Source organism: Labrenzia sp. VG12 (genome assembly GCF_002237595.1).
Classification (GTDB): Bacteria; Pseudomonadota; Alphaproteobacteria; order Rhizobiales; family Stappiaceae; genus Roseibium.
Genome location: NZ_CP022529.1, coordinates 3,586,293 through 3,608,155, shown reverse-complemented (window position 1 = coordinate 3,608,155; position 21,863 = coordinate 3,586,293). Strand labels below are relative to the sequence as shown.

The 21,863-nt window shown below is 60.1% G+C and carries 21 protein-coding genes; 12 read left to right on the top strand and 9 right to left on the bottom strand.

Features of this window, described 5'->3' with window-relative positions; genetic code table 11:
* Nucleotides 1–51 precede the first annotated feature (51 nt).
* Nucleotides 52–576, top strand: coding sequence for a MarR family winged helix-turn-helix transcriptional regulator (locus CHH27_RS16665; RefSeq protein WP_094072581.1), 525 nt, complete (start codon nucleotides 52–54; stop codon nucleotides 574–576).
* Nucleotides 577–679: 103 nt separating this feature from the next.
* A complete protein-coding gene (locus tag CHH27_RS16660; RefSeq protein ID WP_094072580.1) occupies nucleotides 680–919 on the top strand; it encodes a hypothetical protein in 240 nt (79 codons plus the stop codon).
* A 36-nt stretch (nucleotides 920–955) separates the two neighbouring features.
* On the opposite strand, the gene CHH27_RS16655 is transcribed toward CHH27_RS16660, so the two are convergent.
* Nucleotides 956–2,155 carry a D-alanyl-D-alanine carboxypeptidase family protein gene (locus CHH27_RS16655; RefSeq protein WP_247646120.1) on the bottom strand — a complete coding sequence of 400 codons (1,200 nt, stop codon included), beginning with the start codon at nucleotides 2,153–2,155 and terminating at the stop codon, nucleotides 956–958.
* A 179-nt stretch (nucleotides 2,156–2,334) separates the two neighbouring features.
* Nucleotides 2,335–2,655: a methylated-DNA--[protein]-cysteine S-methyltransferase gene (locus CHH27_RS16650; protein ID WP_208988259.1), complete on the bottom strand. Its 321-nt coding sequence runs from the start codon at nucleotides 2,653–2,655 to the stop codon at nucleotides 2,335–2,337.
* Between the two features lie 261 nt (nucleotides 2,656–2,916).
* Here CHH27_RS16650 and CHH27_RS16645 point away from each other — a divergent pair, with 261 nt between their 5' ends.
* The 4 genes from CHH27_RS16645 (at nucleotide 2,917) to CHH27_RS16630 (ending at nucleotide 6,397) form a co-directional block, all read left to right on the top strand.
* Complete coding sequence (locus tag CHH27_RS16645) at nucleotides 2,917–3,822, top strand: DMT family transporter (protein ID WP_094072579.1); 906 nt, start codon at nucleotides 2,917–2,919, stop codon at nucleotides 3,820–3,822.
* Nucleotides 3,823–3,972: 150 nt separating this feature from the next.
* Entirely contained in the window at nucleotides 3,973–4,617 is a 645-nt protein-coding gene (locus CHH27_RS16640; RefSeq protein WP_094072578.1) for a L,D-transpeptidase, read from the top strand.
* Nucleotides 4,618–4,671: 54 nt separating this feature from the next.
* A complete protein-coding gene (locus CHH27_RS16635; RefSeq protein ID WP_247646119.1) occupies nucleotides 4,672–5,208 on the top strand; it encodes an OmpA family protein in 537 nt (178 codons plus the stop codon).
* 97 nt (nucleotides 5,209–5,305) lie between these two features.
* Complete coding sequence (locus CHH27_RS16630; RefSeq protein ID WP_094072577.1) at nucleotides 5,306–6,397, top strand: LacI family DNA-binding transcriptional regulator; 1,092 nt, start codon at nucleotides 5,306–5,308, stop codon at nucleotides 6,395–6,397.
* A gap of 50 nt (nucleotides 6,398–6,447) precedes the next feature.
* Here the strand turns inward: CHH27_RS16630 and CHH27_RS16625 are convergent, their stop codons facing one another.
* From CHH27_RS16625 to CHH27_RS16610, 4 genes are all read right to left on the bottom strand, one after another.
* Entirely contained in the window at nucleotides 6,448–8,088 is a 1,641-nt protein-coding gene (locus CHH27_RS16625) for a BCCT family transporter (protein WP_094072576.1), read from the bottom strand.
* A gap of 30 nt (nucleotides 8,089–8,118) precedes the next feature.
* Complete coding sequence (locus CHH27_RS16620) at nucleotides 8,119–8,532, bottom strand: universal stress protein (RefSeq protein ID WP_094072575.1); 414 nt, start codon at nucleotides 8,530–8,532, stop codon at nucleotides 8,119–8,121.
* A 237-nt stretch (nucleotides 8,533–8,769) separates the two neighbouring features.
* Nucleotides 8,770–10,938: a diguanylate cyclase gene (locus CHH27_RS16615; protein WP_094072574.1), complete on the bottom strand. Its 2,169-nt coding sequence runs from the start codon at nucleotides 10,936–10,938 to the stop codon at nucleotides 8,770–8,772.
* A 169-nt stretch (nucleotides 10,939–11,107) separates the two neighbouring features.
* Nucleotides 11,108–12,271, bottom strand: coding sequence for a pyridoxal phosphate-dependent aminotransferase (locus tag CHH27_RS16610; protein ID WP_094072573.1), 1,164 nt, complete (start codon nucleotides 12,269–12,271; stop codon nucleotides 11,108–11,110).
* 214 nt (nucleotides 12,272–12,485) lie between these two features.
* Here CHH27_RS16610 and CHH27_RS16605 point away from each other — a divergent pair, with 214 nt between their 5' ends.
* The 5 genes from CHH27_RS16605 (at nucleotide 12,486) to CHH27_RS16585 (ending at nucleotide 17,034) form a co-directional block, all read left to right on the top strand.
* Nucleotides 12,486–13,568: a GTP-binding protein gene (locus CHH27_RS16605; RefSeq protein ID WP_094072572.1), complete on the top strand. Its 1,083-nt coding sequence runs from the start codon at nucleotides 12,486–12,488 to the stop codon at nucleotides 13,566–13,568.
* A gap of 12 nt (nucleotides 13,569–13,580) precedes the next feature.
* A complete protein-coding gene (locus CHH27_RS16600; RefSeq protein WP_094072571.1) occupies nucleotides 13,581–14,558 on the top strand; it encodes a WD40 repeat domain-containing protein in 978 nt (325 codons plus the stop codon).
* A 25-nt stretch (nucleotides 14,559–14,583) separates the two neighbouring features.
* A complete protein-coding gene (locus tag CHH27_RS16595) occupies nucleotides 14,584–15,084 on the top strand; it encodes a DUF2937 family protein (RefSeq protein ID WP_094072570.1) in 501 nt (166 codons plus the stop codon).
* A gap of 105 nt (nucleotides 15,085–15,189) precedes the next feature.
* The gene (locus CHH27_RS16590; protein ID WP_094072569.1) at nucleotides 15,190–16,089 is read left to right on the top strand and encodes a LysR family transcriptional regulator; all 900 of its coding nucleotides are present in this window, start codon (nucleotides 15,190–15,192) and stop codon (nucleotides 16,087–16,089) included.
* A 357-nt stretch (nucleotides 16,090–16,446) separates the two neighbouring features.
* Nucleotides 16,447–17,034, top strand: a complete 588-nt coding sequence (locus CHH27_RS16585; protein ID WP_247646301.1) for a TetR/AcrR family transcriptional regulator — start codon at nucleotides 16,447–16,449, stop codon at nucleotides 17,032–17,034.
* A 69-nt stretch (nucleotides 17,035–17,103) separates the two neighbouring features.
* Here the strand turns inward: CHH27_RS16585 and CHH27_RS16580 are convergent, their stop codons facing one another.
* Complete coding sequence (locus CHH27_RS16580; protein WP_094072568.1) at nucleotides 17,104–18,171, bottom strand: Glu/Leu/Phe/Val dehydrogenase dimerization domain-containing protein; 1,068 nt, start codon at nucleotides 18,169–18,171, stop codon at nucleotides 17,104–17,106.
* 246 nt (nucleotides 18,172–18,417) lie between these two features.
* Between CHH27_RS16580 and CHH27_RS16575 the strand changes: the two genes are divergently transcribed.
* Nucleotides 18,418–20,358 (top strand): DUF1007 family protein, encoded by a 1,941-nt coding sequence (locus tag CHH27_RS16575; RefSeq protein WP_094072567.1) that lies wholly within the window; start codon nucleotides 18,418–18,420, stop codon nucleotides 20,356–20,358.
* A gap of 4 nt (nucleotides 20,359–20,362) precedes the next feature.
* Here the strand turns inward: CHH27_RS16575 and CHH27_RS16570 are convergent, their stop codons facing one another.
* Nucleotides 20,363–21,121, bottom strand: coding sequence for a gamma-glutamyl-gamma-aminobutyrate hydrolase family protein (locus CHH27_RS16570; protein WP_094072566.1), 759 nt, complete (start codon nucleotides 21,119–21,121; stop codon nucleotides 20,363–20,365).
* Between the two features lie 70 nt (nucleotides 21,122–21,191).
* Complete coding sequence (locus tag CHH27_RS16565; RefSeq protein WP_208988256.1) at nucleotides 21,192–21,860, bottom strand: response regulator transcription factor; 669 nt, start codon at nucleotides 21,858–21,860, stop codon at nucleotides 21,192–21,194.
* Nucleotides 21,861–21,863 lie beyond the last annotated feature (3 nt).

The following is a 21,863-nucleotide window of genomic DNA, read 5'->3' as shown; positions in this document are numbered from 1 at the left end:
CCGCATCACGGCTGAACGTGATTCGGGTTGATTGAGAACGGGGATGGCACGATGGCTTTCAACTACAAGAAAAGCATAACGTTTCGTCTGGTTCAGGCTGCAAAGGCGCAACGTGCCCGCTCCGGCGCGCACCTCATGCGGATCGGGCTGCATCCCGGTCAGGAACTGGTTCTGAAAGTACTGGCCGATGCCGATGGCCGCACCATGAGCCAGCTTGCCCTGGCGCTCGGTGTCCAGCCGCCCACCGTGACCAAGATGGTCACCCGTCTCTCCAGTCAGGGATATGTGCGCAGGCAGGTCTCGGACACGGACGGTCGCCTTGCCAGGGTCTATCTGACCGAAACCGGCCGCGAACTGGTCCTGTCCGTCGACAAGGCCTGGAAACGGCTCGAGCGCGAGGCGATGGCCGGTCTTGATGACAAGGACCGCAAGAAGCTGCGCAAGCTGCTGCGTCAGGTGGAAAAGAACCTGTCGATTTCGATCGACGACGATCCTGAGCACGAAGCCGATTTCGATACGGATGACGAGAAGTCCGAGGACGCTGAGGCCAAGTCCAAGGAACTGTCGGCCGCCTGAGGCCAAGGCCCGTCGCGAGCAACATTACAAATCGCTCATTTGAATTCCGGGTCCACCAAAACCATTTCTCCGCCAGATCCGATGACACGCGGAGGAACTGGAAATGGCAAGCAAGACCCATACGATCAACGAAGACCGAGGCGCCCGGCGTGCAGCGGAGCTGCGGCGCCGGTTCGCCCACGTTTCCAAGACGTCGATCAACCGTCCTCACTTCGGATTGCGTACATCGCCTGCCGGACGATCCTGGGGAGCGAGCCGCGCCCACCGAGCCCAGCTGCAGGAATTCCTGGCCTGGAGCACACTTGCCGTTGTGGTGATGTTTATCGGCTTCATGATTTTCTAAGAGGCCTCTACCGCAAATGGTTGCCGGGAGGTTGCGTCACAATGTCGGCTCCAGTGCCGCGCCGGCTGGCGCGGCGGCCCCGATCACCGGTTTGCGTGGTGGCCTGACTCCGTTCCAGCCTTCCGCATTTGCTGCGACGTATTGCTTGACGGATGCAAGGGCAGGTTTGGTGGTCGGGACCGGCACATCATAGCCACCCGGCATCTTCCAGGTGTTGATGGTGTGGGTCACCGGGGATGAGGGAGGCGACAGGTAACTTTTCTGGCCGGGCAGACCCATGGGATAGAGCGCTTCCCGTTTTGTCTCATAGGCGGCCGTCTGGTCGCTGCAGAGCTTCATGCGCATGTCCGGCGGTTCGGCGGCCAGATCATTCTGGAGGTCTGCAAGCCGCTGGCCGGTCGGTTTGAGTGTGCCGTCAAACGCCTCGGTGAACAGCTTGGCAGCGCGTTCACCGCGTTCCCGTCCGGTCGTTGCCCCCAAAAGAACCACAAGGATGCGCCGGTTGTCCTTTTCGGCAAGCGCGACGAGATTGCGCCCCGAAGAACACAGAAAACCGGTCTTGAGCCCAAGCGTGCCGGGATATTCAGTCAGAAGAATGTTGAAGGATTCGACTGCCTTTGTGTCGATCACGACCCGGGACGTCCGGTAGATCGGATGAAAGTCCGGATGGTTCCTGAACAGTTCTCGTCCCAGGATGGCCAGATCGCGTGCCGTTACCTGCTGGTCCGGATTGGCCAGGCCGTTCGGGTTGGCAAAATGGCTGGCGCTCAGGCCGAGCTTCTTTGCCTCCTCGTTCATGCGCGTGACAAACTCGTCTTCCGTGCCTGCCACCGTTTCGGCGAGTGCAACGGCAACATCATTGGCCGAGCCGACAAGAACGGCATGAAGCGCGTCCCACAAGGTCATTGCCTGACCGGCCTTCAGCCCGGAATTCGCAAAACTCTGGCTTGTTGCCCGTCGTGACAGGATCACCGGCGTATCGAGATCGACCTCGCCGGCCTGCAAGGCCTTGTAGGTCACGAGCGCCGTCATCAGCTTGGTCGTGGAGGCGGGAAACCAGGGGCGTCCGGCTTCCTCTAGGTAGAGAACGTCCTGACTGTCGAGATCAACGACAAGTGCCGGCGTTGCGTTGGCGGGTGACAGGCCGTTGCCGAAAAGCGGAATAGCGAAAACCGCGGTCACCAAGGTGAGCGCACGCACAAGGCGGGGCAGGGACAGATGAATGCAGGGCATCATGGCTCAAACCTTCCGGCAGTCGCTGGGACAGCCTCGTCCGCGTGGCTTGTTCGGACCTTGCGGCTAATTGGCCGAGGCTTGCCTTCAGACTTTGGCCATCCTGTGACAGAACCGTTAGTTCCAAGTTTACAAGCGGGGAAGCCGGGCAAGGGGCAGTCGCAGGAAGGCAGCAACAATGGTCAGACCAGGAAAGGGTAACCGCCTTCCAGTTTCAGGAGGGCGATCTTGGTTTCCGTGCCGCCATCTCCGGAATATCCGCCCAGGCCGTTGGCGGACAGGATCCGGTGGCAGGGGATGACAATCGGGATCGGATTGGCACCGCAGGCCTGGCCGATCGGCTGCCCATAGGTGTTGAGTTCCTTCGCAAGATCACCGTAGGTGCGGGTGCCGCCATAGGGAATTGCCAGCATGGCCTTGAACACGGCCTGGTGAAGCTCTCCGCCCTTTGGGGCAAGGGGAAGATCAAACTGCTTCAGGTCACCTGCCAGATATGCCGTCACCTGTTTTGCCGCTTCTTACAGCAAAGGTGTTTTGTCTTGGCTTGCCGGACCGTTCCATTGTATCTGGGTGATCGCGCCTTCCTGTTCCGTGATGGACAGGCGCCCCAGCCAGGTATCAATTTCCGCAACTGGCATGTCGGTCCCCGCGTGCCTTTTTCTCTGGTGCGGACTGGCCGGTTGCGACTCAACCGGACATTCCCGTGGAATGATCCCTTTTTCGTATTTCATCTGAGGATGATCAACCGGTAAAGGCCGACCGCCATGACGTCCGACACTCAGCACCGCCCCAGCGCAGGGGGCTCCGGCGGCGCTGCGCCGATCGCGGGCATCGGACTTATCGTTCTGGCCTGTCTGAGCTTTTCCGTCCTGGATGCCACCGCAAAATACCTTTCAGCAAGTCTTCCGACCTTGCAGATCGTTTGGGTGCGATTTGTCAGCCACGTGTTTCTGGCGCTTGTGCTGTTCCAGGTCTGGAAAAAGCCGGCTCTGCTGACGACAAAACGGCCCTTGCTGCAGATTGTGCGGGCCTTCTGCCTGCTCGGCACGACGGTGTTCAACTTCCTGGCCGTTCGCTACCTGCAACTGGCAGAGACGATGGCGATCATGTTTGCGGCCCCTTTCGTGATTACCGCGCTTGCCGGTCCGATGCTGGGCGAATGGGCCGGTGCGCGGCGCTGGGCAGCCATTGTGGTCGGATTTGTCGGTGTTCTGGTGGTGACGCAGCCAGGTCTCGGCGGCATGCACTGGGCCGCGATCTATTCCGTGGCGGCGATGACCTTCTATGCCATCTATGCACTGTTGACCCGTCAGTTGACGGCGACGGACAGTTCCGCCGGCATGCTGATCCTTTCCGGAATCGTTGCGGCCGTGGCGATGGCGCCCGTCGGCTTGTCCGTCTGGGTCATGCCCCAGGATATCTGGACCTGGGCGCTGCTTCTTGCCACCGGAGCCTTTGGCGCCGGCGGGCATTTTCTGTTCATCATTGCCCACCGCATTGCGCCGGCTCCGGTACTGGCGCCGTTCATCTATATCCAGATTGTCTGGATGATCGCGCTCGGCTTTCTGGTTTTTGGCGACGTGCCGACCGGCACCACAATGGCCGGTGCCGCGATCGTGGTCGCGTCGGGCCTTTACATTCTTTACCGCGAGCGGGTGAAGGGCATCTGAAAGGGACGGCCAGGGATCTCGCCCAAAAGTACCAGACTATTGCCACCCGGCTGACTGTTGACGTGCCTGACGAGTTCCCGTCTTAATACCGTTCGGCGATTTGTCCGCCGCGCAATTGGGAAAGTCACCAGCCTGTTAAGGAGGAATGGGATGGAACTGAACCGTCGACTATTCTTGGGAGGTCTTGCCGCTACCGCCGGAACCCTCGCCATGCCGCATGTGGCGCGAGCGAATGCCGCCGCCAATGCCTATTTCAACGGCTATCAGCCGGACAATGGGTTCCAGTACCGCCGGACCAATTTCAAACGCATTGATCCGGTCTGGCATCGCCAGATGGTAAAGTATTTCAGCGACGAACCGCCCGGCACAGTGGTCGTGGATACCAACAACCACTTCCTTTACTGGGTCTGGGAAAACAACACCGCGCTTCGTTATGGCGTGGGTGTCGGCCGCGAAGGCTTCCAGTGGTTCGGACGCGCACGCATTGACAGGAAGGCCCTGTGGCCGCGCTGGGTGCCGCCGCCCGAAATGCTGAAACGCCAGCCGGAACTGCCGCGCAAGGTCGAAGGCGGGGCGCCGAACAATCCGCTCGGGCCGCGCGCGCTCTATCTCTACAGGGACGGCCGCGATCTCGGCTACAGGCTGCATTCCACACTGGAGCCCTGGAGCATCGGGCATGATGTGTCGAGCGGCTGTATCCGCATGTTCCCGGAAGACGTCATCGATTTGTATCAGCGCTGTCCGAAAGGGACTGGTGTGCTCGTTCTGGAGCATCTCGGGGCAAATGCCGGCTAAGGCTGGCGCCGCCGGCCGGCGGCGCCTAACAACGTAAAAAGAATGGGGGCATTCTTGGGTAACAGGTTCGGCCGGTTCGGCCAGGGCGCGGCAATCGCGCTGATTTGCGGATTTGCGCTTGCCGGCTGCAACAGCGCCGGCGGTTTGTCGTCGCCGGATGTGACCAACGCGCCGGCAGCCGGGTTCGGCAACATTTCGCCCGGATCCGAGGAGGAATTCATCATCAATGTCGGCCGTCGGGTCTATTTCGAGAAGGGGTCGGCCGTTGTCACCGATGAAGCCCGTATCACGATCGAGAACCAGGCGCGCTGGCTGAAAAACAACAAGAAGTGGCTGGTCAAGGTGCAGGGCCACGCCGATGACCCGGGCAGCGAGGCGGCCCAGAAGACGCTGTCGACGCAGCGGGCGAATGCGGTCATGGCCGAACTTGTCAAACTGGGCGTCGATCAGAAACGCATGTGGGTCAAGGGCTATGGTGTCGAACGTCCGGTTACGGATTGCGATGCGGTCACCTGCCAGTCCCAGAACCGGCGTGTGGTGGTCAACCTGAGGGAAGAATTCGACGAATCCGCTCCGCAGGCACGCCGCTAGGGCGTTCACGGCAGAAAATCAGAAAAACCTGTTTACCGCGGCGGCCGGGAGCTATAACGGTCTCTCCCATCGCCGCTGCGGTCACCGAGAAACATGAATGTCTGAAGACAACGGATCCAAGTCCCCCTCACCGGACCTGCCACCCAAGCCCGGAAAAAGGCTCACGCTTGGACATATTGCCGACCAGCTCGGCATTTCGACGGCCACCGTGTCGCTCGCGCTCCGGGACAGTCCGCTTGTGGCTGAGGAAACGCGGGAAAAGGTCAAGCAGACAGCCCAGGAAATCGGCTATATCTACAACCGCTCGGCCGCCTCGCTGCGCACGGCGCGCAGCCAGATCGTCGGTGTTGCGGTTCATGACATCCTGAACCCGTTCTTTGCCGAAGTGTTCACAGCGCTGGAAGACGTGCTGGAAGAACAGGGGCAGATGATCTTCATCAGCAACCACCGGGATGACGTCAAGCGCCAGCGGGCCTTCGTCAACACGCTGCTGCAGCACCGGGCGGATGGCCTGATCCTGTGTCCGTCGGTCGGTACGACGGCAGAGGAGATCAATCGTCTCGTGGATCAGGGCATCCCAGTGACACTGGTCGGGCGCGAGGTGCCCGGTGTCTGGGCGCCGTGTGTCCGCGGTGATGACCTGAACGGCATCTACGAAGTCACCAGACACCTGATCAAACAGGGCCACACGGATATTGCGATGGCCGGTGGCCGGCGGGAGAGCTCGACGGGGCGTTACCGCAACGAAGGCTGGCGCAAGGCGCTGGCGGAAGCCAGGATCGACCCCGATACGCAGCTGGATCTGCCGGAGCTGATGACCCAGGCCGACGGCCGGGCGGCAGTGCCGACAATCCTCGAAGCTGAAAACCGGCCGACAGCCATCGTTGCCTTCAACGACCTGGTCGCGCTCGGTTTGATGACCACGCTGCGCCGCGCCGGTGTCGAGCCGGGGCCCGATATTGCCATTACCGGCTATGACGATATTGATGGCGCCGACGCGCGTACACCGGCGCTCACCACGGTCTCTGCCCAGCCGGACAAGATCGGCCGTCTGGCTGCGCTGACCCTGCTGCGCCAGATTGCCGGCGACCGGGTGCCCAACACACCGATTGTCATCGAACCGGAATTACGGATTCGGGAGAGCTCTCCGCCGCCGGGCGTGCGGCTTGCGCCGAAGCTGGCAGAATAGCAAAACGGGCGGCCAGAAGCCGCCCGTTTCGTCTTTGCAGGATGTCTCGGTTATCTGGGTTCGTCCATAAGCCCTTTTATGATGGCGTAGCAGGACAGAAGCAAGACGATGGTGAACGGGAAGCCCGTTGAAACGGCCATCGCCTGCAACGCGCCCAATCCGCCGCCGAGCAGCAGCGCAATCGCGACAAGTCCCTCGAAGGTGCACCAGAAAACGCGTTGTGACACCGGCGCATTGACCTTGCCGCCCGCGGTGATCGTGTCGATCACCAGGGAACCGGAGTCCGACGACGTCACGAAGAACACGATCACGAGGATGATGGCGATGAACGACGTGATGGAGGCCAGCGGCAGGTCGGCCAGCATGCCGAACAGCGACAGTTCCGGGCTGTAGGAGGCAATCACGTAGGCATGAACCTGGCTGTCCGCGGTTTTGGTCAGGACCTGTTCGATTGCAGTGCCGCCAAAGGCCGTCATCCAGAGCACCGAGACGATGGTCGGAATGATCAGCACGCAGATGACGAATTCACGTACGGTCCGGCCGCGGCTGACCCGGGCGATGAACATGCCGACAAACGGTGACCAGGAAATCCACCAGGCCCAGTAGAAGGAGGTCCAGCCCTGGCGGAAACCGTCATCCTCCCGCCCGAAAGGCATCGAAAGCGGGATGATTTCCTGAGCATAGGCACTGAGGTTGGAGACAAAGTCGGAAGCCAGCTGTGCGGTCGGGCCGGCGAAGATCACGAAGACCAGCAGCAGCGCCGCGATCAGCATGTTGATCTCCGACAGCACCTTGACGCCGCCATCGAGGCCGCGCAGCACCGAAACAAGCGCGACGATCGTGATGCCGATGATCAAAACAATCTGGGCGGTGTTGCTGACGGGAATACCGAAGACGAAATCCAGGCCGGCATTGGCCTGCTGCGCGCCGAAGCCGAGCGATGTCGCCAGTCCGAACAGCGTCGCGAACACAGCCAGGATATCAACGATATGGCCTGGCCAGCCCCAGGTGCGTTCGCCGAAGATCGGATAGAACACGGACCGCATGGTCAGCGGCAGCCCCTTGTTGAAGGAGAACAGTGCCAGCGCAAGGGCAACAACAGCATAGATCGCCCAGGGATGCAGGCCCCAGTGGAAGATCGTTGCAGCCATGCCCATGGCCTTTGCCGCCGCGACATTTTCCGGGATCAGGTTGCCGTCGGCATCAAATGGCTTTGGAACGCCGATCGGTTCGGAAAAGGCCATGTGATAGACCGGTTCCAGAACGCCGAAGAACATCAGTCCGATGCCCATGCCGGCGGCGAACAGCATCGCGAACCAGCCGAAATAGCTGTAGTCTGGGTCGGCATCCTTGCCGCCAATGCGCACGCTGCCAAGCGGGGTGACGATCAGGAGCAGGCAGACCAGCACGAAGATGTTGCCGGAAATGATGAAGAACCAGTCGAGGTTGGATGTCAGCCATTTGCGCATGGCGTCGAAGATGGGGCCGACTTCCGTCTGGAAGGCGAGGGTGAGGAAAACGAAGGCAACAATGGTCAGGCCGGAGACCAGAAAGACCGGATTGTGAATGTCGAGATCAAAGGGGCCGACGCTGGTTTCGATATTGTCCTGACCGATCTCGTAGTCGGTGTCGATGACGTTGGCATCCCCTTCGGGACCCGGGATGCCCTGGTTGCTATTGCTGTCGCTCATGGGAGCGTTCCTTGTATTCGGGGAGCCGGACTATCGGACGAGGAAAACGGACACATCCGCATGGCTGGCCACCCGGCCACCATTGGACGGCCAGAAATGATCCGCTAGATTCGGGATATGCGTGGCCATCACCACAAGGTCCGCGCCGGTTTCGTGAACGGCTTTCAGGATGCCGCTTTCCAGGTCGACTGCGGGGTCATGGGTGAAGACAGCGTGACCGCTGGCATGAATGCCGTGTCTGTTGCCGCTGTCGGCGGCAAAGGCATCGAGCTTTTCCCTGAATTCTTCCGGATTATGCGCAATGGGTCCCGGTGCGGTGGTGGTTATGGCGGCAAAGACAACGGGAATGTTGTCCTGTCTGGCCAGATAGGCGCCCGTCGAAACGGCCTTTTCGAGTTTGTCCGCATGACTTAAGTCTATGGGAATGAGTATTTTTTTGAACAAGTGTCCCTCCCAGGTCTGTTCCGGCAAGAAGTGACAAGTCAAGCCGAGAAGGTGATCCTGCGGAGGGTTCGCAGTATTGTTTGGGTTTTGTGCTGTTATCTAAATCCACTCCGCCCGACTAACGCTACTGTTGCATGGCGGGCGGGTTGCGTCAAAGAACGGCACTCCCGCGCTGACAGGCGACACGCCGCCGGCCGGCAGGCAGAAGTGATCACGCTATTGGAGACAAGCGCGGCCCTAGAGAACCGCGGCTTTTTCAGGCTCCCCCACATAGGCGACGCATTTGTTGCGGCCGGTGGACTTGGCCTCATAAAGGGCCGTGTCCGCCTTTTGCATCAGCGTTGAGAACTCGACGTCCTCGCGTGCGGCAGCTGCCAGGCCCATGCTGCAGGTCACGGTCTGATCGACAGATTCCAGCTGGCATTCTTCGATGATCTTCTGGCGCAGGCGCTCGCAGACCAGCATGGCGTCGTCCATGTTCGTGTTGTGCAGGATCATGCAGAATTCTTCGCCGCCGACCCGTCCGAAGACATCGACCGCGCGCAAGGCTCCGCCGATCACGTCGGAAAACAGCTTCAGGACTTCGTCCCCTGTCGCGTGCCCATGCACGTCGTTGATCTGCTTGAACTTGTCGATGTCGATCATGACGGCCGTGAAGGGGCGCTTGGTCCGGCGGAAACGCTGGACTTCCGTGTTGGCGCGTTCCAGGAAGGCGCGACGGTTGAGCACCTGGGTCAGATCGTCGACGCTGGCAATGCGTTCCAGGTTGACCTTGGCATCCATGAGCGCCTGATGGTCGCGCTGGCGGGCGATCTCGTGTCCCACCCAGTCCGCGAACTGGCGTACGATCTGGATATCTGCCGGTGTGAACGGTCGTTTGCGAACCTCGGCTGAGGTGAAGTTGATCGTGCCGTGGATCTCGCCGTCAACCAGCAACGGTGCGCCGATATAGGTTTCCAGTGCAAAGAGCTCGTGGCACGGATGCTTGGCAAACTCAGAGTTTGCCGCATTCGCTGTTGCGAGCGGGCCGTTGGCGTCCAGCGTCAGCGTGCAGTAGGTGTTTTCCAGGGGAAAGGACGTGCCGGGCACAAGCTCGCCCCCCGGGCTGTGCGCGTGGGTGATGGTGTAGTGGTCGTCGATCACATGGCTGATGATGCCGAAGGGGAGATCGAAGTGTTCCGTGCCAAGTCGCAGGATTTCGGCGATCTTGTCTTCATGGCTCAACTCGCGCGTGGAGGTGATGGCATAGAGTTCGGCCAGGGTCCGCTCGGTTTTTTTCCGATCGGTATTGTCGGAAATCAGCACGACGATGCCCTCCACCGTGCCGTCTTCGGCAAGACGCGGGTTACAGCTCATCAGGCATTCGCGGTGAATGCCGTCCGGAAAATGGAAGCTGACCTCCGTGGAGACCTTCTCACCCTTTTGTGCCTGCTCGAAAAGGGAGCGAACGGTCTCGCGTTCCTTCCAGGGCAAGGTGTCGCGCAACCGCGTGCCTATGAGGTTCTGAGGCTCATCGTTGAACCACTCACAGCCGGTCTTGTTGATGAAGACGCAACGGCCGTCCGTGTCGACTTCCGTGACACTTGCCGTGATGTTGTCCGCCATCAGCGACAGGTTGCGATAGGCTGCTTCCGCCTGGGCGCGGGCGTGTTTCAGTTCGGTGATATCGGCCCGGATCCCGGCAACGCCACCACTGCTGGTTCTTGTCTCCGATACGCGCAGCCAGCGGCCATCTCCAAGATTTTGCTCCAGGACCTTGCCATCTGCGGCCTGGTGCCAGTCCAGCCGTTCCTGGAGCCACTCATCATCGCTCAGGCCGCCGGTGTCATACTGTTTCCTGTTGAGACCGAAACGCAGAATGTCCTCGAAGCGATTGCCCGGGAAAATGGCCTGGGCCGAATGAGCATAGATTTCGCGGTACTGATCGTTGCAGATGATCAGGCGATCTTCCGCATCGAAAATGGCAAAGCCCTCGGTGATTGCGTCAAGAGCTTCTTCCAAGGTCAAGGCAATGTCGCTCAGCTTGGATTCAAGTGCCTTGCGCTCGGCGGTGTCGCGGGCAATGAACAGCAGCCCCGATAGGGTCTGGTCAACGTCAAAGAGCGGTGCGCTGACGACCTCGGCAGAAATCGAGCTGCCGTCGTCGGCCTTGAGCTCGAGGGCATGGGCACGGCGGTGCCGCTGGTCGGCAGGGGACTGATAGAGTTCCGCCATCGTCTCGAATTGTGCGGGATCGGCAAAGAACCGTTCCGTCGTCGCGCCGACCAGCGCATCGGCATCGGTCTTGAGAAGCGTTTCCATGGCCTTGTTGACGAACACGATCTTGCGATCGGCATCCGTGACAAGCACGCATTCGTTCAAATCGCCAAACGACTGTTTCAGATCCAGTGTGATGCTTTCAGCCATATCCGTCCCCGCAGTCTCGCTTTGTTCGAGCTTCACTCACATTCAAGACAATAAAAGTTTAATAAAAGGGATACGTAGAGGAAGAGAATAACAAGAAAGCATGGTTACTTTGATGGTAAGTTGCAGGAGGATTGGTAATATTGCCTAGATCTATTCGGTCTTGAGTGCTTCACAGGAACTTTCTCATCCGGTCCAGTGCTCTTTCGATGTTTTCTGTTGAATTGGCATAAGACAGCCTGATGTAACCTTCTCCCAGCGTGCCGAAGTCCGGTCCGCCGATCAGGGCAACACCTGTTTCCTCCAGAAGTGCGGACGCGAGGTCCTTGGACTTCCAACCGGTGTTGCTGATGTTGGGGAAGGCATAAAACGCCCCCAGGGGTGTGCGGCATGTCACGCCGTCAAGAGCGTTCAGCCCATTGACAGTAACACGCCGCCGGGCATCGAATTCGCGCAGCATTTCATGCACGGCATCTTGCGGTCCTGTCAGGGCCGCCAGCGCTCCGAACTGGGCAGGCGCGTTGACGCAGGACCAGGCATTGACGCCGAGTTTCCGGGCCTTGTCGATCAAACTGTCCGGCCAGAGCGCAAAACCCATGCGCCAGCCGGTCATGGCATAGGTCTTCGACCAGCCGTCCAGAAGGATCAGTCGATCCCGGATGGCCTCGAAGGACAGCAGGGAGACATGCTCCATGCCGTCATAGGTCATCTGGGAGTAGATCTCGTCAGACAGAATGGCGACATTCGGGTGATGCTGCAGACCGGCGACCAGTTTTTCGATTTCAGCGCGCGGGGTCACACCGCCCGTCGGGTTGGCCGGAGAATTCAGGATCAGCAAGCGCGTCTTGTCCGTGATCAGTTCAAGGGTTTCTTCCGCGGAAAAGGCGAAGTCGTTTTCCTCGCGGATCGGCACCGGAACCGGACGCGCTCCGGTGAATTCGATCATGGACCGGTAGATCGGAAAACCCGGATCCGGATATAGAATGTCCACGCCGGGTTCGCCGAACATCAGGATGGCTATGAACATGGTGACCTTGCCCCCCGGGACAATCAGCACGTTCGCCGGATCGGTTTCGACGCCATGCCGTTTCAAGAGATCCGCACTGACGGCTTCCCGCAACGGAGCGATGCCGGTTGCCGGAGTGTATCCGTGATGGCCGTCGCGGAGCGCCTTGATCGCCGCCTCGACAATATGGTCAGGGGTTTTGAAGTCCGGTTGGCCAATGCCGAGATTGATAATGTCGCGGCCCTCTTCGGCGAGCGCTGTTGCGCGCGCCAGAACGGCAAATGCGTTTTCCTCACCGATCCGGTCAAAACCGGCAATTGTCTGCAGCATTCCTGCCTCCCGACTACGACGTTTCAAAGTTTGACGTTAAAGCTTGTGCGAAACAGTTGGAAAGTCTGTCGGAGGCACAAAAGGTACGCTCCTCTCCGAAGCCGGGAAATTTTCTCACGCCTCTCCCATTGGCCGGGAGTTGTGCTTATATTCGCGCCCAAGGCGCCCGCCCTGTTGCGGGCCGAAGACCACCCTCATGCCAGGATGCTGCGCAATGACTGCGACCCAGGACGCTCCGGCCCAGATCCCCGTCACCGTGCTGACGGGATATCTCGGCGCCGGCAAAACCACTCTTCTCAACCGGATTCTCACCGAAAACCATGGTCAGAAATATGCCGTCATCGTCAATGAATTCGGCGAGGTCGGCATCGACAACGATCTGCTTGTGGAATCCGACGAAGAAATCTTTGAAATGAACAACGGCTGCATCTGCTGCACCGTACGCGGTGACCTGATCCGCACCGTTCAGAACCTGATGAAACGCCGAGGCGCCTTCGACGCCATCATCGTCGAAACCACGGGCGTTGCCGACCCGGCGCCGGTCGCGCAGACCTTCTTCATGGATGACGATGTGCGGGCCAAGGCGAAACTGGATGCCGTGGTCGCCGTCGTTGACGCGCGCCACGTGTTGCAGCGACTGGAAGACACCGAAGAGGCCGAAGATCAGGTGGCGTTTGCGGATGTCATCCTGATCAACAAGACCGATCTGGTCTCCGCCGAGGAGCTTGCCGCCGTCGAAGCGCGGATCCGGGCGATCAATCCCTATGCCGTGTTGCATCACAGCGAGCGTTGCGGCGTCGACATTGCCAAGGTGCTCGATCGTGGCGCGTTTGACCTGGACCGGATCCTGTCGCTCGATCCGCATTTCCTGGAGCATGGCCATCATGCTCACGAGTGCGGTCCGGACTGCGATCATGACCACCATCACCACGATCATGATCACGACCATCACCACGGGCATGTTCATGGGCATCACCATCATCACCATGACGAGGACCCGCATTCGGTGAAGAGCATTTCGCTGACCGCCGGCGATCTCAATCCGGACATGTTCTTTCCCTGGATCAACCAGGTCACCCAGGTCCAAGGGCCCAACATTCTGCGCATGAAGGGCATTCTGGCTTTCAAGGACGATCCGCAGCGCTACGTCATTCAAGGCGTGCACATGATCGTGGAGGGGGATCACCAGCGCGACTGGAAGGCGGATGAACCGCGCGAGAGCCGTCTCGTCTTCATCGGCCGTGATCTCAACTGGGATGTGCTCAAAGAGAGTTTCCAGGCCTGTGCCGCACAATAGGGATCGTCAGCCTTGCCAACAGTAGCCCCCCTTGATGTGGACGGCTTTGTCGTCCGCGCGGGTTTTCTCAATGATCTTGCCTATTTCGCAACCGGAGAAGGGGACATCCTGTTTTCCGGAAGTGGTGAAACAAAGGCGAGGCCACACAAGGCAGGTCTCCTGGCGGCAGAACCGCTGCGTGATGGCAGCGGCCTTGTCACCTCCGGCGACGATGGCTGTATCTACCTGACGGCCGCAGACGGAACCAGCTCCCTGGTTGCCGAGCGTCCACGCAAGTGGATCGACCTGATTGCCACCGGGCCGTCTGGTGCCATTGCCTTTGCCAGCGGGCGGACGGCCTGGGTCCGGCTTGGCGACGGCCGCGAAAAGGAATTTGCCCATGACCGGGCGGTTGGTGGTCTTGCCTTCGCGCCCAAGGGCGTTCGTCTTGCCGTTTCCCGCTATGACGGGGCAACGCTGTGGTGGGCCGGGACGGACGGGGCTCCGGTCGAGTTCAGCTGGAGCGGGGCTCATCTGGGCATCAGTTTTTCCCCCGACGGCAAGTATCTTGTCACGGCCATGCAGGAAAACGCCCTGCATGGATGGCGGCTCTCCGACAGCCAGGACATGCGCATGACGGGCTATCCGGCCAAGGTCAAATCCTTCAGCTGGTCGCTCAAGGGCAAGTACCTTGCGACATCGGGTGCAAATGCTGCGATCCTCTGGCCGTTCTTTGGCAAGACCGGGCCGATGGGGCAGAACCCGCTGCAACTGGGCACGAGGAGCGACACTCTGGTGTCAGCCGTCGCCTGTCACCCGAAAGAAGAGGTCGTTGCGGTTGGCTATCAGGACGGCATGATCCTGATGTGCCGGTTTGCCGACAACGCGGAAGTGCTGCTCAGGCGGCCCGGCAACGGTCCGGTGACGACGCTGGAGTGGGATGCAGCCGGCGACCGTCTAGTGTTCGGAACCGAGGCCGCCGAAGCAGGCCTTGTCAGCATCAAGGACTGATTGACGCGACACGGAGGAGGGGCAGATGGCGCGGGTGCTGATGTTGATCGTCTTGTTGATGGGGGGAACTGCTACCTCTCAGCTTCCCGAGTTCTCGCAGCAATACCGGCAGCGGCTCGGAGGTGCGATCGACGCCCTGGAAGAGATCCTCGCGGATTTCAATCGGGACGCCGCGCAGCACGGGATGTCTTCCGCCGAAGCGATCGCGCGTCAGAAGGCTTCTGAAGACCCCTTCATCCGGGCGCGGGGCGACAGCATGCTCAATGCGGAGATCCGTTTGAGCCGACTGAAGCAGCAGCAGAGCGAATACGAAAGCGCTGGACCGTTCGAACGGCTGATGATTTTTGCGCGCGGGTTCGATTCTCAGCTGGCACAGGCGACCGCCGAAGATTATGAGCCGGCCGTGCCGGTGACCGTGGCAGGGTTTGCCAGTGCCGGCATCGGCGCGCTGGCCGGTCTCATTGTGATGCGGGTTCTGGTCGGCATAGCCAGGTTGGGCCGCCGCCGCCAGCGGCAAAACGGCTGACAGGCCGGCGCCAGCGCGTCTTCCGCCGCGCCGAACATCTTTTGGCGTTTGCGCGGAAAATACTGTAATCAACTTTCACGAGATGCGCCCAGGGAAGGATGCCGGATGGATGCGATCACGCGGATGCGATGCTTCATTCAAGTTGTCGATTCAAACGGATTTTCCGCAGCAGCCCGGGAAATGGGCCGCTCCAAGGCCCTGGTTTCCAAATATGTCGGTGAACTGGAGGATGAACTCGGTGTCAGGCTTCTGAACCGGACCACACGGCAGGTCTCGATGACCGAGGTCGGTGAGGCCTACTACAAGGAAGCGGTAGAGATCCTGCAGCGGATCGACGATCTGCAGGCCTCGGTCCAGTCCTCGCATCAGGAAGTGCGCGGTCGCTTGCGCGTGTCGGCTCCCCGCTCGATGGGCGACGACATGCTCAACAGGGCGATGATGCAGTTTCTCGTGCAATATCCGGAGATCAATCTGGATCTGCGGCTGGAAGACCGTTTCGTCGATCTTGTCGAGGAAGGTTTTGACCTGGCGGTCCGGGTCACGCAACTGGAGGATTCAAGCCTGATTGCCCGCAAGATCGCGCCCTTCCGGACGGTGGTCTGCGCCAGTCAGAAAACCATCGAAACCTTTGGTGCGCCGCGCGTTCCCGCCGACCTGGCAAGTCGTCCCTGCATCATCGACACCAATTACCGCTACAAGCAGAACTGGGCGTTTCAGGACAGTGGCGAGCGGCTGTCTGTGGCGGTCAAGGGGCCGCTTGAGGTCAACAGCGCTGCGGCAGCCCGGGAAGCGGCACTTTGCAGTCTGGGTTTCCTGAGGACGCCCTTGTTTTTCGTGAAAGAGGACATCGACAGCGGTCGGCTTGTCACGCTTCTGGAAGATTACGAAGAACCCATGCGGGGCATACATGCCGTTTATCCGCACAGACGGCATCTGAGCGCGAAGGTGCGGGCTTTTGTCGATTTCCTGGTCGAGTGGTATTCGGACAAGAAAGCCTGCGCCTGACACCTGCCGCATCTTTGTAGAAGTGCGCCCGGCGCTGCGCTGCGGACAGCTGGTTCTTTGGCCTGACTGTCCGTTAACGCCTTTCCGATCGCAATCGTTCGCTGGAGTTCCAGGCGCAGATATCGAATTTCGGTCGTTATCGGCGCGGTGTTCCATTCCTCAATGACCGTGAGCTGGTGACCGCTGCGCAGCACCTTTTGCGACATCAGTCCCTTTCGGCTCTTTCGTGCGGCGATTGTCCGGATGGAGGACGGGCTTGCAGCGTGACACCAAGGCGATTGCGCATGGCCGGCCGATAACCCCGGGTTGATACGGACTTAGCGGATGTACTTAGGTGGCTTGGAATATTTGTTGCAGGTGAAGGTAAAGCTTGAAAAATTGTTCCACAAGACCCACAGTCTTTCCATGAATGACGCTCAGGAACATATCGCCGCCCGTCTGGAGCAGGTGTTCTGGAACCGGGGGTTTGCGGAGCCAAGCGTACCGGAACTCAGGGCCGGCGTGGGCGTCAGCATGCGAACGCTTTACCGCCATTTCCCGTCCCGTGAGGCTATGGTGCTGGGTGCACTGGAGTACCGGCATCAGCGCTATCTCAAATACGTGCGCGAGGGTGTGAACGAACCGGGGCTGGCTGCCGCCGAACAATTGTTCGACAAGCTTGGCGGCTGGATGCGCATGACCGAAGGCAAGGAATGCATGTTCCGCCAGGCGCTTGCGGCCAATCCGGACAGCAGCGACATCGAAGCCATGGTCAAGCGTCACAAGGGCGAGCTGCTTCAGTTCTTCGGGGAATTGTCCGGTCAGGACCGCTTCGCGTCCAAACTCTACCTGCTGCACGAAGGCGTCACGTCCTGCTATGCCGAAATGGGCGAAACAGCGGTCGAAGATGCCAAGGAGATGGTGCGGCAGATGTTCAAGGCCGCGAACGAACGGCAGTTTTCATAACAGGACCGGACAGGTGAAAAACGGCGGTCAGACCGCCGTTTCTTTTGCCATGTTCGCAGCGTGTCGGGATCAGGAGGCGTTTGCCAGCCGTTCCTCGGCCATGGTGTCGGCGATCTGCTCGGGTGTGGTCTCTTCCCTCGCGGCCCGCTCGAAGATGGTGGTGAGCGTATCGCCGATGGCGAAGGTCTTTTCACGCACGAGGTTGTCACCGCTATTTGGCGTTGCCAATGCGATGGAGATCACGCCGCCGGCGTTGATTGCATAGTCGGGTGCATAGAGAATTCCGCGTTCACGAAGGGCCACGCCGTCCGCCGGGGTCTCGAGCTGATTGTTCGCGGCTCCGGCGACGATCTGCGCCTGGATATGCGGAATGGTTCTGGCGTTGAGGCCGGCACCGAGCGCGCAGGGCACAAAGATGTCGGCGGCGACCATATGGGCTTCGCCGGGGTCTACTGCCGTGGCGCCGAAAGCCTCGATGGCCCGAATGACGGCCGGGGCGTGAATGTCCGAAACGATCAGCTTGGCGCCTGCGGCGTGCAGCTGGCGGGCAACGTCATAACCGACATGACCGAGGCCCTGGACCGAAACGGTCCGGCCGCTGAGGTCGTTGCTGCCAAAGACATGTTTTGCCGAAGCCTTGATGCCTTCAAAAACGCCAAGGGCGGTATAGGGCGAGGGGTCGCCAAGCCCGGTTGCGCTGGTGCCGCGCACATGATCGGTGTGGCGGGCCACCGCCTCCATGTCGTCCGGTGAAACACCGACATCTTCCGCCGTGATATACGTGCCTGACAGGCGCTCGACATGTTTGCCGAAGGCTTCCATCAGCGCAGGCGTCTTGTCCTTGCGCGGATCAGCTATGATCACTGCCTTGCCGCCACCGAGGTCGAGCCCGGCCAGGGCGTTCTTGTAGGTCATGCCGCGGGACAGGCGCAGCGCGTCGGTGAGGGCATCCGCCGGCTTTTCATACGGCCAGACCCTGCAGCCGCCGAGGGCCGGGCCGAGCGTTGTGTCGTGCACCGCGATGATGGCACGCAGTCCCGTGTCGTTGTCCTGGACAAAAACCACATTCTCGTGGCCACCCGTTTCCGGATGATCGAAAACGGCGCTGTGATAAACAGATGTGTGCAAGGCGTTCATAGCTGGCTCGGTAAGCTGGTTATTGTTGTGAATATTTTACGCCGAATGAGGGAAATAATGTCTCTTTTCTCCTCGCATCCGGCCGGTGATGGGTTCAAATGTTTCCGAACTGGCTATTTTGCACGAAAATCGTTCCATTGAGGTTTTGCGCTGCAAAGCCGTCGACGCCATCTTGCTGCCGTCTTCTCTGGTCAAGGCTGCGCGGACATGCCATGTAAACATATTACATCCTGGATCTGGTGAGAAATGAACGTACGGTTTCCGATTGCCTCTTCGTGCAGACATACGCTGAAGCTTGGGTACCGGTTGCTTCTCGGGCTGGCTCTTTTGCTTGCCGGCCTGACCGGCCTTGCTGCGCATCCTCATGTCTTTGTGGAAGCGCGATCCAAGCTGGTTTTCGACGACGAGGGCAATGCTGTCGCCGTACAGCATATCTTCCGCTTTGATGACGCCTTTACGGCCTTCGCCATTCAGGGGTTCGACACGAACGGCGATGGGATCTACTCCCGTGAGGAATTGAGCGAGCTTGCTCAGGTCAATATCGAGAGCATGGCCGATTTCGGTTATTTCACCTTCGGCGACAATACCCGCATCGAACTCGATTTCGAAACACCGACAGACTACTGGCTCGAAGTGGCCACTGTGCCGATCCAGGACTACTGGGTGATGAAGCCTGAAGACTTCGAGGCCATGCGGGAAGACGTGCAGATGAACGGCGGCTCCATGATCGAGGATGTCGATCTGCTGGAACTGCATTTCACGCTGCCGATGAAGGACGCAAGCGACGCCGAGAACGCCATCACGCTCGATGTCTACGATCCGACCTATTACGTCGATTTCCGCTTCGGCCAGGAGGACGGTGCCCTCGGAACGGTAAATGCACCGGCAGCCTGCCAGATTTCGCGGCGCGAACCACCGCCGCTCGACGATGCCACGGCCTATGCACTTGCCCAGATCGGACCGGATCAGCGCGACTTGCCGCCGGAACTGCAGTCGGCCGCAGCGTCGCAGATCAACCAGATGATTGTCACATGCGCAGGCGCGGCCACAGCTGCCACTGCAGGCGATGGCGCTGCTGAGACAGAGGCTTCCACCGGCGTTGCCGCCATTGAAAACGCCCTTCAGTCTCCTGCGGACACTGGGACGGGAACATCAGACACCCGGGCGGAGGACGTTGTCGCAGGTGCACAGCAAGATGTCCTGGTGATTGACGGTCAGGGCCAGCCAGGGATCCAGGTCGGGGTTCTGGACAGTATCTTTGGAACGATTGCCGTCAAGCAGAAGGAATTCTATCAGTCGCTGGTAGGCAGTCTGCGGTCCTTCCGGAATGATCCGAATGCGTTCTGGCTGTTGGTCGGGCTGTCTTTTGCCTATGGCATCTTTCACGCGGCAGGGCCCGGGCACGGCAAGGCCATCATCACGTCCTATGTCGTGGCCAACAACGAGACCTTGAAAAAGGGGATCGTGCTGTCATTTGCCTCGGCCTTTGCACAGGCGCTGACCGCGATCGTTCTGGTTGGCGGCCTGGCGATCGTGCTCAAGCAGACCAGCATTGTCGTGAAAAATTCGGCGCAGTGGCTTGAAGTCGGTTCCTATGTCCTGATCACAGCGTTGGGAGCCTGGTTGCTGTGGCTGAAAGCGTTCAAACCGCTTACCATGGCTTCGATTGCAAGGTTTTCTTCAGACAAACTGGCTCTTGCCGGCGCCGGCCACGGCCATGCCCACCACGATCATGATCATGGGCATCACCATCACCATCACGGGCACGGGCACGGGCATCATCATCACGAGATCGGTCCGGATGGGGTTTGCTCCACCTGCGGTCATGCGCATGCGCCGACGCCGGATATGTTGCAAGGCAAGATCACCGCTGGTCGGGCAGTCGCCATCGTCCTGGCTGTTGGCTTGCGTCCCTGTACCGGTGCCTTGGTGGTGCTGGTGTTTGCCCTGTCGCAGGGCATGGTTGTCGCCGGCATAGCTTCGACGCTTGTCATGGCGGTCGGGACGGGGATTACGGTGTCGTTGCTCGCCGGACTGGCAGTGGGCGCCAAGGACCTGGCTGTCCGCTTGTTCGGTGAAGGCAGTCCGATGGCAAACCGTGTCCACCGGACCATCGAGATCGTCGCCGCGCTGGTGGTTTTCCTGCTTGGCCTGATCCTGCTGATCGCCGCGGTCGGGTGGCGCTAGAGACCTACAGCCCCAACCGTTTCTGCCGGTAATCGCGCACGGCGTCGCCGAAGGCGGAAAAGAGCTTCTTCGACGGGCCGTCGGTGGTCACCCAGTATTCCGGATGCCACTGTGTGGCGAGCACATAGCCCGGGCTGTCCTTGACCGAAACGGCCTCGATCGTGCCGTCTTCGGCCTGGGCTTCGATGACAAGGCCGTTGCCAAGCGCGCCGACGGCCTGCCGATGCAGGGAATTGACCTCGAACGGCTCTGCGCCCAGCACCTGTTCCAGGCAACCGCCGGGGGCGATTTCGACCGGATGGGCAATGCGGAACCGTTCGTCCTGATGATCGGATTGCGGTGCGCGGTGATCCTGGCGTCCGGTCATGGCCTGGATCTCTGTGTGAAGCGTGCCGCCAAGGGCGACATTCAGCTCCTGCATGCCCCGGCAGATGGCAAAGATCGGAATGCCGCGTTCCAGCGCCCGCTTCAGAAGCGGCAGCGTGGTGGCATCGCGGTCCGGGTCGTAAGGCCCGTTTTCTTCCGTGGGAACATCGCCATAAAGCTGCGGGTTGACATTGGACCGGGCGCCGGTCGCGAGCACACCGTCGACCTGGTCGAGGGCCGCATCGAGGTCGAGATCCGGGCCGAGCGAGGGCAGGATCATCGGAATGGCATCCGACCCCTTCAGGACGGCCTGGAGATAGGTGGAGATCACGGCGTGCCAGTTGAAGCCGTCAATAGCTTTCACGTCGGCGGTCACCAGGACGAGCGGTTTGGTCATGTCTGAGCCTGTGGAATCGCGAGGCGATTGCCTCTCACCAAAAATGTGATCACAAAATAGACGTGAAAGTCTAATCCAGCAATCCCAGATCCTGGGCGACCTTGTAGAGCTGGGCAGCGTTCTTGGTGCCGACTTTTTCGCGCAGGTTCAGCCGGTGGGATTCAACGGTGCGCACGCTGATGCCGAGTTCCTTGGCAACTGCCTTGTTTGGCTGGCCCTTTGCAATCGCCGTCAGGACCTGCCGTTCCCTGTCCGTGAGGCCATAGGGATCCTCGACCGGGGCGGAGGTGTTGGCGCCAACCAGTGTCGGACCGACGGCGGAGGAAAAATAATAGCCGCCATTGGCAACGCTTGTGATGGCCGTGATCATCTCGGCAGCCGAGATATCCTTCAGGATGTAGCCGCGCGCACCGGCCTGGACGACCCCGCGCACATATTCCGGATTGTCGTAGACCGACAGGATCAGCACCGCGATTCGCGGCAAGGTCTGCCGGATCTGGGTTGCGGCCTCCAGCCCGTTCATCACCGGCATGGACACATCCATGAGCAGGACATCCGGCTGCAGCTCGCGGGCAAGGCTGAGGGCGTCCCGGCCATTGGTTGCCTCGCCCACCACTTCCAGTTCCGGCACTTTCTGCAGTCTGGCGCGAATGCCGTCGCGAACCAGTTCATGGTCGTCTGCAAGCAGCACGCGGATGGGTCTGGACAGGGTTTTTGGCGTGGCGGAAGTCATTGTCATCGC

Bases quoted from the DNA above. Each gene is read 5' to 3' on its own strand.
- CHH27_RS16665 (WP_094072581.1), top strand. From the start codon at position 52: ATGGCTTTCAACTACAAGAAAAGCATAACGTTTCGTCTGGTTCAGGCT.
- CHH27_RS16660 (WP_094072580.1), top strand. From the start codon at position 680: ATGGCAAGCAAGACCCATACGATCAACGAAGACCGAGGCGCCCGGCGT.
- CHH27_RS16655 (WP_247646120.1), bottom strand. From the start codon at position 2,155: ATGATGCCCTGCATTCATCTGTCCCTGCCCCGCCTTGTGCGTGCGCTC.
- CHH27_RS16645 (WP_094072579.1), top strand. From the start codon at position 2,917: ATGACGTCCGACACTCAGCACCGCCCCAGCGCAGGGGGCTCCGGCGGC.
- CHH27_RS16640 (WP_094072578.1), top strand. From the start codon at position 3,973: ATGGAACTGAACCGTCGACTATTCTTGGGAGGTCTTGCCGCTACCGCC.
- CHH27_RS16630 (WP_094072577.1), top strand. From the start codon at position 5,306: ATGTCTGAAGACAACGGATCCAAGTCCCCCTCACCGGACCTGCCACCC.
- CHH27_RS16625 (WP_094072576.1), bottom strand. From the start codon at position 8,088: ATGAGCGACAGCAATAGCAACCAGGGCATCCCGGGTCCCGAAGGGGAT.
- CHH27_RS16615 (WP_094072574.1), bottom strand. From the start codon at position 10,938: ATGGCTGAAAGCATCACACTGGATCTGAAACAGTCGTTTGGCGATTTG.
- CHH27_RS16610 (WP_094072573.1), bottom strand. From the start codon at position 12,271: ATGCTGCAGACAATTGCCGGTTTTGACCGGATCGGTGAGGAAAACGCA.
- CHH27_RS16605 (WP_094072572.1), top strand. From the start codon at position 12,486: ATGACTGCGACCCAGGACGCTCCGGCCCAGATCCCCGTCACCGTGCTG.
- CHH27_RS16595 (WP_094072570.1), top strand. From the start codon at position 14,584: ATGGCGCGGGTGCTGATGTTGATCGTCTTGTTGATGGGGGGAACTGCT.
- CHH27_RS16590 (WP_094072569.1), top strand. From the start codon at position 15,190: ATGGATGCGATCACGCGGATGCGATGCTTCATTCAAGTTGTCGATTCA.
- CHH27_RS16580 (WP_094072568.1), bottom strand. From the start codon at position 18,171: ATGAACGCCTTGCACACATCTGTTTATCACAGCGCCGTTTTCGATCAT.
- CHH27_RS16575 (WP_094072567.1), top strand. From the start codon at position 18,418: ATGAACGTACGGTTTCCGATTGCCTCTTCGTGCAGACATACGCTGAAG.
- CHH27_RS16570 (WP_094072566.1), bottom strand. From the start codon at position 21,121: ATGACCAAACCGCTCGTCCTGGTGACCGCCGACGTGAAAGCTATTGAC.
- CHH27_RS16565 (WP_208988256.1), bottom strand. From the start codon at position 21,860: ATGACAATGACTTCCGCCACGCCAAAAACCCTGTCCAGACCCATCCGC.